Annotated in this window: 6 protein-coding genes; all 6 read left to right on the forward strand. The window is 55.6% G+C overall.

Annotation, left to right across the window (positions count from 1 at the left end; translation table 11 throughout):
• Nucleotides 1-16: 16 nt before the first annotated feature.
• The 6 genes from IB144_RS09490 to arsB all read left to right on the forward strand — a co-directional run bounded on the left by IB144_RS09490 (nt 17) and on the right by arsB (nt 18,267).
• Nucleotides 17-12,550: a DUF1983 domain-containing protein gene (locus tag IB144_RS09490; protein ID WP_149358942.1), complete on the forward strand. Its 12,534-nt coding sequence runs from the start codon at nt 17-19 to the stop codon at nt 12,548-12,550.
• A 60-nt stretch (nt 12,551-12,610) separates the two neighbouring features.
• Complete coding sequence (locus IB144_RS09495; RefSeq protein ID WP_017880251.1) at nt 12,611-14,050, forward strand: tail fiber domain-containing protein; 1,440 nt, start codon at nt 12,611-12,613, stop codon at nt 14,048-14,050.
• Between the two features lie 350 nt (nt 14,051-14,400).
• Nucleotides 14,401-14,751 carry an As(III)-sensing metalloregulatory transcriptional repressor ArsR gene (gene arsR, locus IB144_RS09500; RefSeq protein WP_064081150.1) on the forward strand — a complete coding sequence of 117 codons (351 nt, stop codon included), beginning with the start codon at nt 14,401-14,403 and terminating at the stop codon, nt 14,749-14,751.
• Between the two features lie 47 nt (nt 14,752-14,798).
• Nucleotides 14,799-15,161 (forward strand): arsenite efflux transporter metallochaperone ArsD, encoded by a 363-nt coding sequence (arsD, locus tag IB144_RS09505; RefSeq protein ID WP_064081149.1) that lies wholly within the window; start codon nt 14,799-14,801, stop codon nt 15,159-15,161.
• Nucleotides 15,162-15,178: 17 nt separating this feature from the next.
• The gene (gene arsA / locus IB144_RS09510; protein ID WP_017880250.1) at nt 15,179-16,930 is read left to right on the forward strand and encodes an arsenite efflux transporter ATPase subunit ArsA; all 1,752 of its coding nucleotides are present in this window, start codon (nt 15,179-15,181) and stop codon (nt 16,928-16,930) included.
• A gap of 47 nt (nt 16,931-16,977) precedes the next feature.
• Complete coding sequence (arsB, locus tag IB144_RS09515; protein WP_017880249.1) at nt 16,978-18,267, forward strand: arsenite efflux transporter membrane subunit ArsB; 1,290 nt, start codon at nt 16,978-16,980, stop codon at nt 18,265-18,267.
• The last annotated feature ends 6 nt before the right edge of the window (nt 18,268-18,273 follow it).

The raw sequence follows: 18,273 nt of genomic DNA on the forward strand, positions 1-18,273 counted from the left end.
TTTTTATGGGCGTAATATGGCAAATAACATAATTAAAGGGCGCAAGGGTGGCGGCTCAAAGCAGCGTACACCGACGGAACAGCCGGATGATTTACAGTCCGTTGCAAAAGCCAAAATTCTGCTCGCATTAGGTGAGGGTGAATTTGCAGGTGGTTTAACCGGGAAAGATATTTATCTTGATGGCACCCCGCTTGAAAATGCTGATGGTTCGCAAAACTTCAGTGGTGTGTCCTGGGAATTTCGCCCCGGCACGCAGGCACAGACTTATATTCAGGGTATTCCCGGCACTGAAAATGAAATCAGTGTAGGAACGGAAGTTTCCAGCAAGACAGCCTGGACCCATACCTTTACTAATACCCAGCTTTCTGCCGTTCGTGTCCGCCTGAAATGGCCGTCCCTGATGAAACAGGAAGATGACGTCGACGTGGTGGGCAATACCGTCAAGTATGCGATTGACCTGCAGACCGACGGCGGCGCCTGGCAGACGGTGCTGGAAACCGCTGTCACAGGTAAAACCACCTCCGGTTATGAGCGGAGCCATCGTATTGATCTTCCCCAGGCCGGCAGTACCTGGACGCTACGCCTGCGTAAAATCTCTCCGGATGCAAACAGTGTCAAAGTTGGCGACGTGATGACGCTGCAGAGCTATACCGAAGTGATTGACGCGAAGCTGCGTTATCCCAACACCGCGCTGCTTTATATCGAGTTCGACTCCAGCCAGTTTAATGGCTCCATTCCGCAAATTTCCTGTGAGCCGCGTGGGCGCGTGATTCGTGTGCCGGATAACTACAATCCGGAAACCCGCGAATATACCGGCGTCTGGACCGGCGGGTTTAAATGGGCCTGGACGGATAACCCGGCCTGGATCTATTACGACATTGTTATAGCTGACCGTTTTGGTCTCGGTAATCGTCTGAGCAGCGCCAATATTTCGAAATGGACGCTGTACCAGATTGCACAGTACTGCGATCAGCTGGTTCCTGACGGGCGCGGTGGTGACGGCATGGAGCCGCGCTATACCTGTAACGTCTACGTCCAGGAACGCAACGATGCTTACACCGTGCTGCGAGACTTTGCCGCCATTTTCCGGGGCATGACCTGCTGGAACGGTGAGCAGATTGTTGTGCAGGCTGATATGCCGCGTGATGTCGATTTTACCTATACGCGCGCCAATATTGTCGGCAAACCCCGTTATTCGAGCAGCAGCAGCCAGGTTCGGTACACCAACGCCCTGGTTTCCTGGTCTGATCCGGATAATGCTTATGCTGATGCGATGGAGCCGGCGTTTATCCCGGAACTGGTTTCCCGCTACAGTTTTAACCAGCTTGAACTGACCGCGATTGGCTGTACGCGCCAGAGCGAAGCCCACCGTAAGGGTCTGTGGGGCATACTGACCAACAATAAGGACCGCATGGTCGAAATTGATGTGGGGCTGGACGGTCGCATTCCTCAACCCGGTTATATCATTGCCCTGGCGGATGAGTTGCTGGCCGGACGGGTTAACGGCGGGCGAATCAGTGCGGTGAATGGCCGGGTGATTACGCTGGATCGTGATGTGGATGCCAAACCTGGCGACCGCCTCCAGCTAAACCTGCCATCCGGTATTTCACAGAGCCGGACTATTCAGGCTGTTAACGGACGCCGGCAGATTACGGTCACAACGGCGTACAGTGAGACGCCAGAACGGGAATGCGTCTGGGCCATTGAATCTGATGACCTCTTCCTGCAGCAGTACCGGGTTACAGGGGTAAAAGAGAACAGCGATGCCACCCTCACGATCACCGGCGTGGCACATGACCCAGATAAATTCGCCCGCATCGATACCGGCGCTATTATCGACCAGCGCCCGGTTAGCGTATTGCCGGCGGGCAACCAGTCACCTCCTGACGATATTGTCATCACATCCCGCTCGGTCGTGAATCAGGGGATCAGCGTCGAAACGATGCAGGTTAACTGGTCAGCGGTCAGCGGTGCTATTGCCTACGAGGCGCAGTGGCGCCGTAACGACGGGAACTGGATTAATGTACCGCGCAGCCCGACCACCTCGTTTGAGGTCAGCGGCATTTATGCCGGTCGTTATCTGGTTCGTGTCCGCGCGATAAATGCGGCGGAAATCTCGAGCGGGTGGGCGTATTCCGAAGAGAAAACCCTGACCGGCAAGGTCGGCGAGCCGCTGGCACCGCTGGCGCTGGCAACCCGTTCGCTGGTTCATGGGGTCCAGGTTAGCTGGGAGTTCCCGACCGGCTCCGGGGATACGCTGCGCACCGAACTGCAGTACAGCAAAAACCAGGACGGCGGTGCGCCAATGCCGTTATCAGATGTGGCCTATCCGGGGAAAAGCTATCAGCAGATGGGCCTCAGTATGGGCGCCGAATTCTGGTACCGGGCGCGCCTTGTGGATCGTCTTGGCAATGAAAGCCCGTGGACCGGCTGGGTCCAGGGGATGGCCAGCGATAACTTTGATGACTACTACGAAAACCTGACCGACGCGATCAAGGATACGGCTGCCTGGGAGGAAACGCAGCGCACCATTAGCGAAACGCAGGAAGGTATCCGCAATACGCAGCAGGAACTGGAGCAGACCGCTGAAGCTCTGCGTAAGGAAGCCGAAGACCAGGCGAAACAGGTCAGCCAGGATATTGATGCATCGGCGAAAAGCATCACGGCTGATGTTGACGGGAAGATCTCCGCCGTGAATAAAACCATCACGGATGAGATCACCTCGGTTAATGAGGCTCTCGATTCTGGTCTGGCTCAGGCAAACAAAGGCGTTCAGGAGGCAAAATCCGCCGTCGCAGATGCGAACAAGCAGATCGCAACTGTGAACAAGTCGCTGACCGACAGCATCACCCAGGTAAGACAGTCAGTCACCGATACGGCTGCGGAAATCAACGCCACCATCGACCTGGAGATTTCCAGGGTCAGCAAAACGCTGGCCGATGGCGATGCCGCATTGAATGCGCAGATAAAGACTGCCGAAAATGGCCTGAAGCAGTCGCTGTCTCAGGTTAACACCACGCTAACCAATGCAGTGAAGCAGGAGACCGCGGATCGTATTGCCGATGTTAACGCGAAGGCGGCACAGGCCGCTGATGAACTGCTGGCGGCAACGCAGGGGATTGAGGCGAGTATCGAGAGCCTGACTCAGGTGATGAAGACTGCCGATGAAAATCTGGCGCGGGAAATGTCCAGCCTCGCTGCCGGCGCTAATATCCAGTTCGATTCGCAGGTTATCTGGCATTTCAACAATCAGACGACCGAGGGCTGGACCGGCAGCGCCGGCGTACCGGGTGTGTCCCAGGATGGCTGGTTACGCCCGGCGGACAGTGCCACCGATCCGTACATTACCTCTCCTGGCGGACTGGCTGTCGATGGTGCGGCGTACCGCTTCATCATGCTGCGCTTTCGTAAAACCGGCAAACCAGTCTGGGCGGGTGAGATCCGCTGGGTGTCTGCCGGCGAAAACTTCAATAACACGAAGCGATACATTGTTGCTGAGCCGGAATATGCCGATGGCGTGGCAACCCTGACGGTGCGTGATATTCCGTGGACAGGGAACATTGATCGTATTCGCCTGGACCTGACGAACCAGCAGGATGCCAGCAACTTTATCGAATTCGACTGGATTGCCGTTGGCCGGCCAGCACCCGGCGCCAGTACGGCGGCTCTGCAGGATGTGCGCAGTACGCTGAGTAACGCGCTGACCGCCGAAGCGCAGGCACGCAGCACGCTGGCGGCGCAGATGCGTGGCTCCTATGATGGGAACGATCTGGAGAAAGTCACCTCCGGGCTGCTGTACCAGGAAAAAACCGCGCGCGTTACCGCCATCTCGGCGGAAGTTAAGGCCAGAGAGTCCCTGCAGACGCAGTTTAACGACAACAAAGCTGCTGTTTCTGGTGAACTGAGTTCTCTGACGACAGAGCAGAGCGCGCAGGCGAGCCGTATCGGTGGCCTGGAAACCAGCCTCGGGAAAAAAGCCGATGCGGCCGCGCTGACGTCCCTGACGCAGAAAGTTGAGCAACAGGGCGCCACGCTGACATCGCAAGGCGCCGCGTTAACATCGCTCACTAACCGGGTTGGCCAGACGGAAACGGGCCTGGCTGGTACGAATGAGGCACTGAGCGGGCTGCAGTCTGTTGTTACCCAGCAGGGCGACAGGATAACCAGCCAGGGTCAGTCCATCACGAAACTGACGAGCGATTTGGGCACGACAAATTCCGCGCTGGCGAAGAAAGCTGAAGCGGCTGCGGTCACTGCCTTAACGCAGCAGGTAGAGCAAAACGGGCGGGATATTCGCAGCAATACTGACAGCATCACCAGCCTGTCGAATCAACTGGTCAATGGCCAGCCGAATCGCTGGTCCCGTCGGATCTATCCGGTGCAGCTGGCTAACGCCGGGACAGTCCCGTCATTCAGCGATGTTCGCGCTGTGGCACCAACGGTAGTGGATGAGGTGGCCGACGCGGCCAAACTGGACTTTACGTCCGCCGGCAGCTATCTGATCGCGCTGTATTCCTGCCAGGTGAAAGTGGCCGCAGATACCACCATCACACTGGCGCCCGGCGCCAGGGTTTTTGATGATACCGGCGCCATATTTGTGAATGGGGTTCAGGTCGCCTGGGGTAACGCCAGCTGGAATAACGTCAGTTTTGAACTGAAAGCCGGCTGGAACACCGTTGAGTTTCTGGTGAATCAGTGGACCGGCCAGGCGTATATCAACCTGGGCCTGAAGCTGTCAGACAAGGTTGCTGAGATGTACTCCGGTCTCGGGGTTTCCGCGCTGGCAAACGCAGCCGGCGTGCTCAGCTCGAATGCCAGCCAGATTGGCAACGAGGTGGTCAGCAATTCGCAGAGCATCACCCAACTCCGGAATGCGCTGACGCAGACAGACGCGAACGTGGCCAGCAAAGCGGATCAGACGGCGATGAACTCGCTAACCGGACGAGTGGAGAAGACGGAATCCGGGCTGACGGCTGCTAACGCCAACATTACCTCGCTGAAATCCGCTGTACGGGCCGGAAACGCATCAGGCGGAGATTTAATTCCCAACCCGACGTTTGACCCGGCTTATGACCAGATGGGGTTTAGCGTCGTATCCACGACGGCTGAGGAGGTCCCTCCTGGCTGCCCGTATGGTTATGCGGCCCGAATTGCCAGCCGGGATCACCATCCTAACTTTGCCGCGTTCCCGGCCACGCTTAACGATGTGATTGAGATCAGCGCACTGGTTGCCTGCGGCGCCGGTACGGCGAATTTTAATCTGTATGTTGGCACCGCCGTTCGGCCAGATACGAGCACCGGTGCGCCACTCATGGCGGGGGGCGGAAAATCACCCTCCGCGACCTGGCAGAGAACCACCTGGCGCTTCAAGGTCACGCAGGCGATGGTAGACAGGGGTTATATCCGCCCGTTCCTGCAGATCTCGCAGAACAGCCCGTATGGCACCGTATGGTTCGTTACGGACTGGCATATGCGAAATGTGACAGCGGCGCAAAAGGTTCAGGATACTGCGGATGCCACGGCGGCGGCGGTTGACTCCCTGACCACCACCGTGACGCAACAGGGTAATCTGCTGACCTCGACCGGCAACCGGACAACCCAGCTGGAAAACGGGCTGGCCACCACCAATGCCGCAGTGGCCAAAAAGGCTGATGCGACAGCGGTGCAGGATTTGACCAATACCGTCACACAGCTGGGCAACGATCTGACTGCTGCGAACAGCGCCATCACAAAACTGACCGGAAATCTGGCGAATACCGATAAAGCGCTGGCGCAGAAAGCCGATGCGACAGCGCTGGCCACGCTCGACACGAAAGTGACGCAGCAGGGTAAAACGCTGGAGAGCCAGAGCAATTCGCTGACGAATCTGTCGAACAGTCTCTCGCAGGTTGCGGCAGATATCGATGCCAGCGGTCAGATACCGGGTAACCTGGTCGTGAATCCCTCATTTGAACGCGGGCTGGATGGTTATACCGGGCGGTCAACCGCGACCAGTGTGGTGGAGGTTTCCGCTCCTCACAGCGGGACGCGGGCGCTGAAGGTTGATCCGGGGAGCGTGTCTCCGGGGCAATACATCCCGTTTGTTCAGGGGCGAACCTATGAAATCGGGGTGTGGGTCAAGGAACCCGGAGCGACGACGGATAATGGCGCGGGGAACAACAAGCTGCGGATCGGCAACTCTGCCGGCCAGCCGGTTTTTGAGCGTCCATACAACAGCGGTACGGTGGGAACAAACTGGACCCTGATTTCCGGTCGCTGGAAAGCGACGGAGACAGCCAGCCTGCCGGTGACGCTGAGTAACTATCTGATTAGCGGCAGCCGCTACTTCGATGATTTTTACGTCACTGACGTTACCGACCGGGTGGACATCGATGCCACCGCCGGCGCCGTTACCGGACTGACGAGCCGGGTCAGCACAGCGGAAGGGGCCATCACCTCACAAAGCCAGCAGCTGACGAACCTGCAGAACAGCCTGAACACGACCAACAGCAATGTGTCGAAGAAGGCCGATGCCACGGCACTGACTTCGGTCGATAACCGGGTGACAGAGGCGGAAGGGAAACTGACCACACAGAGCCAGCAGCTGACAAATCTGGCGAATGTGCTGACGGCCACCCGCAACGCCGGCGACAACCTGATCCCGAACTTTGATTTTCTGCAGGGCAGCACTGCCTGGGATATTCAGTATCCAGCCGGTGTGACCTTTGGCGATTTCGGGGACGGGAAAGCGGGGGTCCGGCTGAACCGGACGACCACTACCAGCCCAGGCATTTTCTCCAACAACAACAAGCCGGTGCCGCTGAATGGCCAGCGCAAGTATCGGGTGGTGGTGAAGGCCAAAGGTGTTTCCGGCGCGATGAGTCTGCTGATCCGTCGCCAGAACAAAATCGGCCAGACGGACAGTACGTATGAGGATAAAACGGTCACGCTGACCACTGACTGGCAAACCATCACCTGGGAAACCGGATTGACGGCTGCCGGCGCGGACGGGCAGAACTTCAAACTTTATTCTCATCCGACAAACGGTGAAATCTGGCTCGATTCCGTCCGGGTGTTTGATATCACCGATGAAACCAACATCAAGGCGACCAGCGATGCTGTTTCGTCTCTGACCGGGACGGTGACGAACCAGGGGAACACCCTGACATCACAGGGGCAATCCATCACGGCGCTGAATAACGCGCTGGAAGGGGTCAAAGGCGATGTGGCGAAGAAGGCTGATGCGTCGGCGGTCAGTTCACTGACCAACCGGGTTACCCAGACTGAAAAGGATATCCGTAGCCAGGCCGACAGCCTGACCAGCCTGAATACATCGCTGAAGCAGCAGGCGACACGGGGAGCCAACGTACTGCCGGACGGCAGTTTTGAATCCTATGCCGTCGGCGATGTTCTCAGTAATACCCGCGCCGTTATCACCAGTGAAGCTGCGCACAGCGGGACCAAAAGCCTGCGTGTTACGCGCAGTACGGAGTACAACCCGAACGCGACGGATAATAACGATACCCATATTTTTTCGGGCATGCAGGTTCGCGATAACGCGGTCTATTACGTGGAGGCGTGGGTTAAGTTGCCGGCTGGCTCGACCGCCGATCCGACCGTTTATATGGTGCTCGGATTTTCCTTCCAGGATTCTGCCAATGGCTGGTCGTGGCCTGGCCTGAACGTGAAAGTCTCCGAGTTGTCGGTGGACAACTGGACAAAAGTCAGTGGCTATCTGACCAACAACCGAACCGCGCTGAAACAGGCAATGGTGAGGATCTCCATCCCGAATACACCAAAAGTTCGCCTGGGTGACGCCTTCCTGATTGATGATCTGATCATCACTGAGGTGACCGATGCGAAAGCGGCGCTCGATGCCGCCGATGCGAATGCGCAGGCGCTTTCCAGTTTGTCCGCGTCAGTCACGCAGAACGGGAAGAATATTACGTCTCAGGGCAGCGCGATCACGAAACTGCAGTCGGATGTGACGCAACTTGGTAAGGATATTAGTGGCAAGGCCGATGCCAGCGCGCTGACGAATCTGACGACCCGCGTGACGGCTACCGAAGGCAGCCTGAAATCGCAGGGAGACAGCCTGACCAGCCTGCAGAACAGCCTGAATACGACTAACAGCAATATGGCGAAGAAGGCTGATGCAACGGCGCTGCAGAGCCTGCAGAACACCGTTGAGCAGCAAGGAAAAGACCTGACCGCGCAAAGCAACGCGCTGACGAATCTTCAGAACAGCCTGAGCATCACCAACGGGAATGTGGCTAAGAAAGCCGACAGTGCGGCCGTAAGTATGCTTAGTGACCGTGTCAGCGCTAGTGAAGGAATGCTGACATCACAAGGTAACCTTTTGACCATGCTGAAAGGATCGCTGTCTTCCGGCAGTCTCATCGGCAATGGTGGAATGGAATCAGATTTATCGCTGTGGGTAGATTCGGGGACTGGCTCTGGATTTACGTACAACGATGCTGAAAAAGCTTTGCAAACAACTACAGCCTCCATCCGGACGGCAAACATCACGAAAGTACCCGTAGAGGCAGGGACCGTCTTGACGCTTAGTCTTGAGGTGCGAAGCTCGGTTACGATGACAAACGTATCTACCGATACGGTTGGTGTTATTGCAGATTTGTCGGATCCGGTGAACTGGCTTAGCTCTACCACGAAATGGTTGAGCGGTGTAACCACCGACTGGCAGACCAAAACTTTTACCCTGAACATTCCGGCTACTTTTATCGGTAATTACGTGTATCTGAGACTGGCCGCTGGGACACTGACACCATCAACAGCTCGCTTGTTGATCCGTAACGTAACGCTGTTTTCCTCGAATGGCGTATCACAAAAGGCCAGCGCGCAGTCGGTAAGTGACCTCACCAACCGGGTCACCAGTGCAGAAGGGAAGATCACCTCCCAGGGGCAGGCTATCACGAAGCTGCAGGGCGATTTGAGCAGCACTACCGATAAGGTCAACACCAAAGCGGATCAGACGGCTCTTAACGCGCTGACTGGCCGGGTGGAAAAAACCGAGGCAGGCCTCACGGCAGCCAACAGCAATATAGTCAGCCTGACAGCGGCAGTGACCGCCGGGAAGGCAGCTGGGGATGATTACATTCCGAACCCGTCACTTGATCCAGCCTATGACCGTATGGGGTATGACGTGGTGGAGACCACTGCTGCAGGTGTGCCGGCTGATTGCCCGTTCACGTATGCTATTCGGTTGGCCGGGCGAGACCATGTGCCAAAAATCAACAATATCGCCGTGACACCGGGCGACGTTTTTGAAATGTCTGCTCTGGTAGCGTGTGGTGCCGGCAGCGCCGACTTTAATTTTTATATTGGTCGTGCCACCACCGCCACCGATGGCATCAAGGCGAGAACTTCCGGGGGCAATACTAAGACCACCACTGCGTGGAAGCGTGCCACTTGGCGCTTTACGGTGCCATCCGATACCAGCTTGCTGCGGCCGTTCCTGCAGGTTAATCAGAGCAGCCCGTTCGGCACCGTCTGGTACGCTGCCGACTGGCATATGCGTAACGTGACGGCGGCGAACAGTGCGCAGAAAACCGCAGATGCGACCGCAAAAGCGGTGGATTCACTGACCACCACGGTTAGCCAGCAGGGCGATACGCTCAGCAGCATCGGCACGCGGACCACCTCGCTGGAGAACAGCCTCCGGTCGACAAACGATACGGTGAGTAAAAAGGCTGACACGACAGCGGTGACGCAGCTGCAGGGCACGGTGACGCAGCAGGGGAATGACATCGCGGCGGCCAACAGCGCGCTGACAAAACTCAGCAGCGATCTGGCCACGACGAATGCGAACGTGAACAAAAAAGCGGACGCAAGCGCGATGAACACCCTGCAGAACCAGGTCACGGAGCAGGGCAAAACACTCAGTGCGCAGGGAGATTCTCTGACGCAACTGAGTAACAGCCTGAGCCAGACGGCAGCGGATATTGACGCCAGCGGGAAAATGCCGGGCAACCTCATTGTCAACGGCAGTTTTGAGCGCGGCGCGGCGGGCTTTACCGGCTGGAGCAGTACCGCGACGGTGGCCGATTTACAGGTTCCGCACTCGGGTAACAAGGCGCTGAAAATGTCCGCCGGCCAGTCGAACCTGGTCGGACAGGAAATCAGTATCACGCAGGGTCGCACCTACCGCATGGGGGTATGGGCGAAGCAGGACCCGGGAACTACGATTAAAGATGCGGGTAACACGAAGTTTCGTGTGGCTGACAGCACTGGCCTGCTGGTCGGCTCAAACTACGGACCGTTTAGTTCTGGCTGGCAACTGGTAACGTTTGACTGGAAAGCCACGAAGACCACGACGGCCAGTTTCCAGCTGACGACCTTCCTCAGCGCGGGGGCAATGTATTTCGATGATTTCCATGTCCTCGATGTTACGGATGAAAAGGATATCGCGGCTAATGCCGGGGCCATCTCTCAGATGAATACCCGCGTCACCGCTGCTGAAGGGGCTATCACCACCCAGGCGCAGCAACTGACGAAACTCAGCGGCGATCTGGCCGTCACGAATGCGGCGGTCAGTCAGAAAGCAGAGCAAAGCGCTGTCACCGGGTTGACCACCCGGATGACGTCTGCCGAGGGTAAACTGGATTCGCAGTCGCAGCAGCTCACCAGTCTGCAGAACAGCCTGACCACGATGAATACTGAGCTGGGTAAAAAGGCTGACACGTCCGCGGTGAGTTCACTGACCGGTCGCGTAAGCCAGGTGGAAAACACCATCACCAGCCAGTCGCAGAGCATCACGTCGCTGACCAGCACCATCAATACCATCCGCACTCAGGGAGCTAATCCGTGGGTTGACGGTACGTTTGAAAGCTACAGCGATGGCCAGGTGCTGGGCGGGAACGGCACCGCCGTTGTGGTGGCGTCTCAGAAATTCACCGGCGATAAGAGCCTGAAGTTGAGACGGGATGAGAACAACGGCGGCAACAGCGATAAACAGCTTGGCACCTGGCAGTCAGTCCGTGAGGACGCGAAGTTCCGGTTTGAGTTCTGGGCCATGATGCCGGCGGATCAGGCGCCCTCCTCCGGGTGGACAACGCTGGTCGGTATCCAGTCACAGAATGCTGCCGGGCAAAATGCCTGGCAGGTGGCGGTCACTGTCAGCGAAGCCTCTCTGGGCGCGCGCGATAAGTGGGTGAAATTCACGGGGATCGCCAGTAACAACGGGGCAGGCAGAACACGCGCGGTGGTCTGGATCTCCACCCGTGGCGCCACCGGCAACGGTACCCCTGGCTATTCACTGTATATCGACGATCTGGTCATCACGGATGTTACCGATGCGAAAGCGGCACAGGATGCCTCAGACGCGACGGCGAGTGCCGTGAGCGGCCTGACGGCGCGCGTAACGGATGCCGAAGGGAAAATCACTGCCCAGGCGCAGCAGCAGACAGCACTGGCCTCGAAAGTGGATAACGCCAACTCCCGCGTCGATAACATGGCGAAGACGCTGAGCGACAGCCAGAGCACACAGGCCAGCCTGAATACCTCGCTTCAGTCGCAGATTGACGCGCAGGCGGCCGCCAACATCAAAAACCAGACGACGCTGGACAACACGATTAAATCGGTGGCCAGTATCACCAGTACCCAGCAGACGCATGCAACGGCACTGGAGGCGCTGGCAATGCAGCAGACGACCCTGACATCCAGTGTCGGGGATCTCAGCGCTTCCGTTCAGAACACCGCTAAAACCGTGGCGGATGTGAATGGTACGGTGAGTTCGCTGTGGTCGATGAAGGTTGAGACGGTTAACGGGAAGAATGTTGGCGCGGGGATTACGCTGGGTAGCAATGGTGAAACGAGCGACATGATCCTCTACGCCGACCGGTTCTCGCTGTTTAACCGTAACAATGCGACGGCAGTGCCGGTGATGATTGCCGAGGGCAATGAGCTGTATATCGATACGGCACGTATCAAAAACAGTTCCCTGACCACAGCCAAAATTGCTGATGGTTCCATCACAAACGCGAAGATCGGCAACGAGATCCGCTCGAATGACTTTGTTGACGGGTCACGCGGCTGGCGTATCGCCAAGGATGGCTCTTCGCAGTTCAATAACGTGCTCGTCCGTGGCAGGGTCGAAGCGACTAGCGGCGTGTTCCGTGGCACTGTCCAGGCGGATGCGTTCATCGGTGACATTGCGGTGGCCAAAAGTTACGACAGCCTGACCTTCCGCCGCAACCAGACGGTACAGCGGAACGGTGCGTATCAGAACAGGGGGTATAGCATGACAGTGGTTCTGGCCTGCACCCTTGTGTGCCAGACCTATGGGACGGGCAGTGGCCTGGGGTATACCTCTGATATTACGTTCAACATTGGTGGGCAGGAGGTAACCCGCCGTATCTTCGTCGATGCCGGTAATATCACAGCCGGCACCACGGCCTTTGAATTGCGGTTTGCCGCGCGCCTGGATGCTGACTACAACAATGTCGGCTTCTTTATCAAAGCGACAGGTCGTACTGCCGCGATTGATTACACCTGCACAGTCGAGAACATCACCGCAACCGCATTTCGGACGGACAGCAGTTCATTTAGCTAACAGAGGCCCCGTAAGGGGCCTTTTCTTTTCCAGGGATAATCATCCAGGAGGAACTTTATTATGGCGATGTATGAAGTCGGCACCGTCACGGGCGCAGCATCTCAGGCGCGAGTGACAGGAGCGACAACAAAGTGGTCACAGGTGGCGCTGGGGATACAGCCGGGGTCGATTCTGGTGGTCTACCGCAGCGGTAGTGCTGACCTGTATGCGATCAAATCCGTGGACAGTGACACGCAGCTGACGCTGACCCGGAATATCACCACCGCATTTTCCGGTGCCAGTTACGGCATTATTACCGCTGAAACCGCCAGCACCTCGTCGTTTGCTAACCAGCTGGCCAGCGCATTTGCATTCTGGCGTAGTGTGGTGGAGGGCTGGTCGATGGCCCTGACCGGCAGCGGCAATATCACCCTGACTGACCCGATCACCGGAAAGCAGGTGACCGTACCAGCGATAGCCGGGATGGCGAAGGCATCGGATCTTAACGCGCTGGCAAAACTCACCGGAGGAAACAAACTCGACGGCTCGCAGGTTATAACCAGCGATAATGCCGGTTTTATTCTCGGTAAGAACTCAGATCTGGCTCTGCTCAAAAAACAGGGGCAAGGCGGGACAATTGCCGTTGGCTCGGGAACACCGTTCAGGGTTCAGCGTTCAAGAGCGAACACTGTGTCACCGTCAGATACCTTTGATGACATCCTCGTTATTGGGACCGATAACCAGACGACGCTGCCTGGAGATTTGGCTGTTGGTGGTAGTTTCGATAACACGGCAAAGGGCAAGCTGTATTCTCAGGCGTTAGAGCTGTCAATGGGCACGCCTTACATTGACTTTCACTACAACAGCAGCAGCGCCGACTTTACCGCCCGTATCATTCAGGACAGGGCGAACCGTATTAATTGTCAGGTGGCAAGTTTTTGGGTCACTGACGGGCGTATCACGGCATCATCCACCATGCCAGCCAATCCATCTATTGGAACGCAGCTGACCTCCAACCCTGTCAGATCCATGATGCAGGGGCGCGGGGCTTACGGCGATGTGGACGGCGCTTACGTGCAGATGTACATGGAGGAGCTGGTAGGCACTGAGCACAGGTTGGTGCTCTACGCGGATGGCTTCGGGCGTACGGACGCATGGATATTTCGCGCTGGCGGCACAATCTCCACCGGAAAAGGTGACGTAATGACCACCGGATCAGACGTGCGTCTGAAAGAGGGATTCACGGAAGCGCCTCGGAATGCACTGCAGCGTGTTGAGAGGTTAGGGGTATGTGAGTATCAGATGAAAGGAGAAGACCGCCGACGTCGTGGATTTATCGCGCAGCAGGCTGATACTGTGGACACTACTTACACCTTCATGGGATGCGAGCAGGAGATCGATGGGGAAAAGTTCCAGGTGATGAACGTAGACTATGTAGCCATCATTGCTGATCTTGTGTCGTCAGTCCAGGAGCTTAGAAAGCAACTTTCTGATTTAGTTGAAATAAATAAGCAAAATTAGTTGTTAAAGTGCCGGTGCGTCTAATCAACAGATATAACCAAAATTGGTAAAGTTTTAGACAATGTAGTTGCGGTCGGATTGGTCAAATTCGTCACCAATCACACTGGACATAATATCGACGAATGCCCGGTTTGAGCGCGAAGCGGACATTCAGAAATTTCAGTTTTGATATCTTTTGGGCTAGGTCCAAGAGAACATAGAGGAACTTATGGAGGTATAAAAGACCATTGTCGCTATTGTCTCTACGCTAGTCATGACGGCACAGAGCATTAATACATCCTTTTTTCCATATGTATTGTTGATTTTATAATCCCAGAGCGTATGATTTTACTAAATGAAAAGGAGAAGCGATGCAATTAGCCACCTTACAACTCTTCAAAAATCTCTCCGATGAAACCCGTCTAGGGATCGTACTGCTGCTCAGAGAGATGGGAGAGCTGTGCGTGTGCGATCTCTGTACAGCGCTGGATCAGTCGCAGCCCAAGATCTCCCGCCATCTGGCAATGCTCCGGGAAAGCGGTCTATTGCTGGATCGCAAGCAGGGGAAATGGGTTCATTATCGCTTATCCCCGCATATTCCATCCTGGGCTGCTCAGGTGATTGAGCAGGCCTGGTTAAGCCAACAGGACGACGTACAGGCCATCGCCCGTAAGCTGGCATCGGCAAACTGCTCTGGTAGCGGTAAGGCTGTTTGCATCTAAAAAATTTGCCTGAACATATATGTTTTTCCAAATGTGAGGTATTCAGAATGAAGACGTTAACGGTATTTGACCCGGCAATGTGCTGCAGTACCGGCGTATGTGGCTCAGATGTCGATCAGGTTCTGGTTGATTTTTCTGCTGATGTGCAGTGGCTGAAAGGACGTGGTGTACAGGTTGAACGTTACAACCTGGCGCAGCTGCCCATGAGCTTTGTTCAGAATGAGAAAGCGAAAGCATTCCTCGAAGCATCTGGAGCAGAAGGTCTTCCGTTACTGCTATTGGACGGTGAAACGGTGATGGCAGGGCGATACCCAAAACGCGCTGAGCTGGCTCGCTGGTTCGGTATTCCGCTGGAGAAGGTAGGGTTAGCTCCCACCAGCTGCTGTGGTGGTAATACTTCCTGTTGCTGAGTATGTCAGGAGGACATATGAAATTCTTACAGAATATCCCGCCTTACCTGTTTTTTACCGGCAAGGGTGGTGTAGGAAAAACTTCTATTTCCTGCGCGACGGCTATCCGCCTTGCTGAACAGGGTAAGCGGGTTTTGCTGGTCAGTACTGACCCAGCCTCCAATGTCGGTCAGGTGTTCGATCAGGCTATCGGTAATACCATTCGCCCTGTGGCAGCAGTTCCTGGACTTTCCGCTCTGGAAATCGACCCGCAGGAAGCCGCCAAACAATACCGCTCCAGAATCGTTGATCCTATCAAAGGTCTTTTGCCTGATGACGTTGTTAACAGTATCAGCGAGCAACTTTCAGGAGCCTGTACCACTGAGATTGCGGCGTTTGATGAGTTCACCGGCTTATTGACAGACGCTTCCCTGCTGACCCGCTTCGATCACATCATTTTTGATACAGCGCCGACGGGCCACACGATTCGCCTTCTCCAGCTTCCCGGTGCCTGGAGTAGCTTCATTGAAAGTAATCCAGATGGTGCTTCCTGTCTTGGCCCAATGGCCGGGCTGGAAAAGCAGCGTGAGCAGTATGCTCATGCAGTAGAGGCGTTATCCGATCCTGAACGTACCCGCCTGGTTCTGGTTGCACGACTGCAAAAATCTACGCTGCAGGAAGTCGCCCGCACCCATGAAGAACTCGCCGCAATTGGCCTGAAAAACCAATACCTGGTGATTAATGGTGTGCTGCCTAAAGCCGAAGCTGAACATGACGCCCTGGCCGCTGCGATATGGCAACGTGAGCAGGAGGCACTGGCAAATCTTCCTGCCGGTTTATCTGGGCTACCGACAGATACCCTATTACTACAGCCAGTCAATATGGTTGGTGTTTCAGCATTGAAGGGACTGCTGGATACCGGTTCTGAGGCATTACCGCTCCCGGTAACGAACATCCAGTACACGCCTGAAAACTTATCGCTCTCTGGCCTGGTCAATGATATCGCTCGCAGTGAACACGGCCTGATTATGCTGATGGGCAAAGGTGGCGTAGGGAAAACCACAATGGCTGCTGCCATCGCCGTAAGGCTGGCAGACATGGGATTTGACGTGCATCTCACGACCTCTGATCCTGCTGCGCACCTAAGTACAACGCTGAACGGCAGCCTCAAAAACCTTCAGGTCAGCCGCATCAACCCTCACGATGAAACCGAACGCTATCGCCAGCATGTTCTTGAGACGAAGGGAAGAGATCTGGACGAAGCAGGGAAACGGCTATTGGAAGAGGATTTGCGCTCTCCCTGTACTGAAGAAATTGCCGTGTTTCAGGCCTTTTCCAGGGTGATTCGTGAAGCGGGTAAACGGTTTGTTGTCATGGATACCGCCCCTACCGGACACACGCTGTTGCTGCTGGATGCGACCGGGGCTTACCACCGAGAGATTGCCAAAAAAATGGGGAGTAAAGGTCATTTTACTACCCCAATGATGCAGCTTCAGGATCCGGATAGAACCAAAGTTCTGCTTGTTACGCTTCCTGAAACCACACCGGTTCTGGAAGCGGCAAACCTGCAGGCTGACCTTGAAAGAGCAGGGATTCATCCGTGGGGCTGGATTATCAATAACAGCCTTTCCATTGCGGATACGCGTTCTCCGTTGCTTTGCCAGCGCGCCCGGCAGGAACGGCCTCAGATTGAGGCTGTTAAGAATCAGCACTCTAACCGTATAGCGCTTGTTCCGGTGCTGGCGTCAGAGCCCGCTGGTATTGAAAAGCTCAGAGAGTTGATGAGTTAATTTTTTTGCATATACAGGGCGGCAAAGTCGCCCTGTCAGGAGGTTTTATGTTACTGGCAGGCGCTATTTTTGTCCTGACCATTGTTTTGGTTATCTGGCAACCAAAGGGATTAGGGATCGGCTGGAGTGCAATGATGGGCGCGGGACTGGCTCTGATATCTGGCGTTGTGCATGTGGGCGATATTCCGGTGGTGTGGAATATCGTCTGGAACGCGACGGCGACCTTTATTGCCGTAATTATTATCAGCCTGCTGCTTGATGAGTCCGGCTTTTTCGAATGGGCAGCGCTGCACGTTTCCCGCTGGGGTAACGGTCGTGGACGTTTGCTCTTTACGTATATCGTTCTGCTCGGTGCGGCGGTGGCGGCACTGTTTGCCAACGATGGTGCGGCACTTATTCTGACGCCGATAGTCATCGCCATGCTGCTGGCATTAGGGTTCAGCAAAGGCACGACACTGGCATTTGTCATGGCTGCCGGGTTTATTGCCGATACGGCCAGCCTGCCGCTTATCGTGTCGAACCTGGTGAATATCGTCTCGGCGGACTTCTTTGGTCTGGGATTCACCGAATATGCGTCGGTAATGGTGCCGGTGGATATTGCAGCCATTGTTGCCACGCTGGTTATGCTGCATCTGTTCTTCCGCAAAGATATTCCATCGACTTACGACCTGGCTCTCCTGAAAGCACCGGCAAAAGCGATTAAAGATCTGGCAACTTTCAGAACCGGCTGGATAGTGTTGATCCTTCTTCTGGTTGGTTTTTTCGTCCTTGAGCCGTTGGGTATCCCGGTAAGCGCGATTGCTGCTGTTGGAGCTGTGATCCTGTTTGCAGTAGCTAAACGAGGCCATGCCATTAACACCGGTAAAGTGCTGCGTGGGGCACCCTGGCAGATCGTTATTTTCTCGCTGGGGATGTATCTGGTGGTCTACGGTCTGCGCAACGCCGGGCTAACCGAATACCTTTCTGGTGTGCTGAATGTACTGTCGGATAAAGGACTCTGGGCCGCGACGCTGGGTACTGGCTTCCTGACGGCTTTCCTGTCTTCCATAATGAACAACATGCCTACCGTGCTGGTTGGCGCTCTCTCTATTGATGGCAGCACCGCAACAGGCGTTATCAAAGAAGCGATGATTTATGCCAACGTGATTGGCTGCGATCTGGGACCTAAAATTACACCTATTGGTAGCCTGGCAACGCTGCTCTGGTTGCATGTCCTTTCACAGAAGAATATGACCATCACCTGGGGATACTATTTCCGCACCGGGATCGTCATGACTCTGCCTGTGCTGTTTGTAACGCTGGCAGCGCTGGCGCTACGTCTCTCTTTCACTTTGTAATGAGAT

It is taken from the genome of Klebsiella sp. K4 (assembly GCF_014596785.2).
GTDB lineage: Bacteria > Pseudomonadota > Gammaproteobacteria > Enterobacterales > Enterobacteriaceae > Klebsiella > Klebsiella pneumoniae.

Bases quoted from the DNA above. Each gene is read 5' to 3' on its own strand.
- IB144_RS09490 (WP_149358942.1), top strand. From the start codon at position 17: ATGGCAAATAACATAATTAAAGGGCGCAAGGGTGGCGGCTCAAAGCAG.
- IB144_RS09495 (WP_017880251.1), top strand. From the start codon at position 12,611: ATGGCGATGTATGAAGTCGGCACCGTCACGGGCGCAGCATCTCAGGCG.
- arsR (WP_064081150.1), top strand. From the start codon at position 14,401: ATGCAATTAGCCACCTTACAACTCTTCAAAAATCTCTCCGATGAAACC.
- arsD (WP_064081149.1), top strand. From the start codon at position 14,799: ATGAAGACGTTAACGGTATTTGACCCGGCAATGTGCTGCAGTACCGGC.
- arsA (WP_017880250.1), top strand. From the start codon at position 15,179: ATGAAATTCTTACAGAATATCCCGCCTTACCTGTTTTTTACCGGCAAG.
- arsB (WP_017880249.1), top strand. From the start codon at position 16,978: ATGTTACTGGCAGGCGCTATTTTTGTCCTGACCATTGTTTTGGTTATC.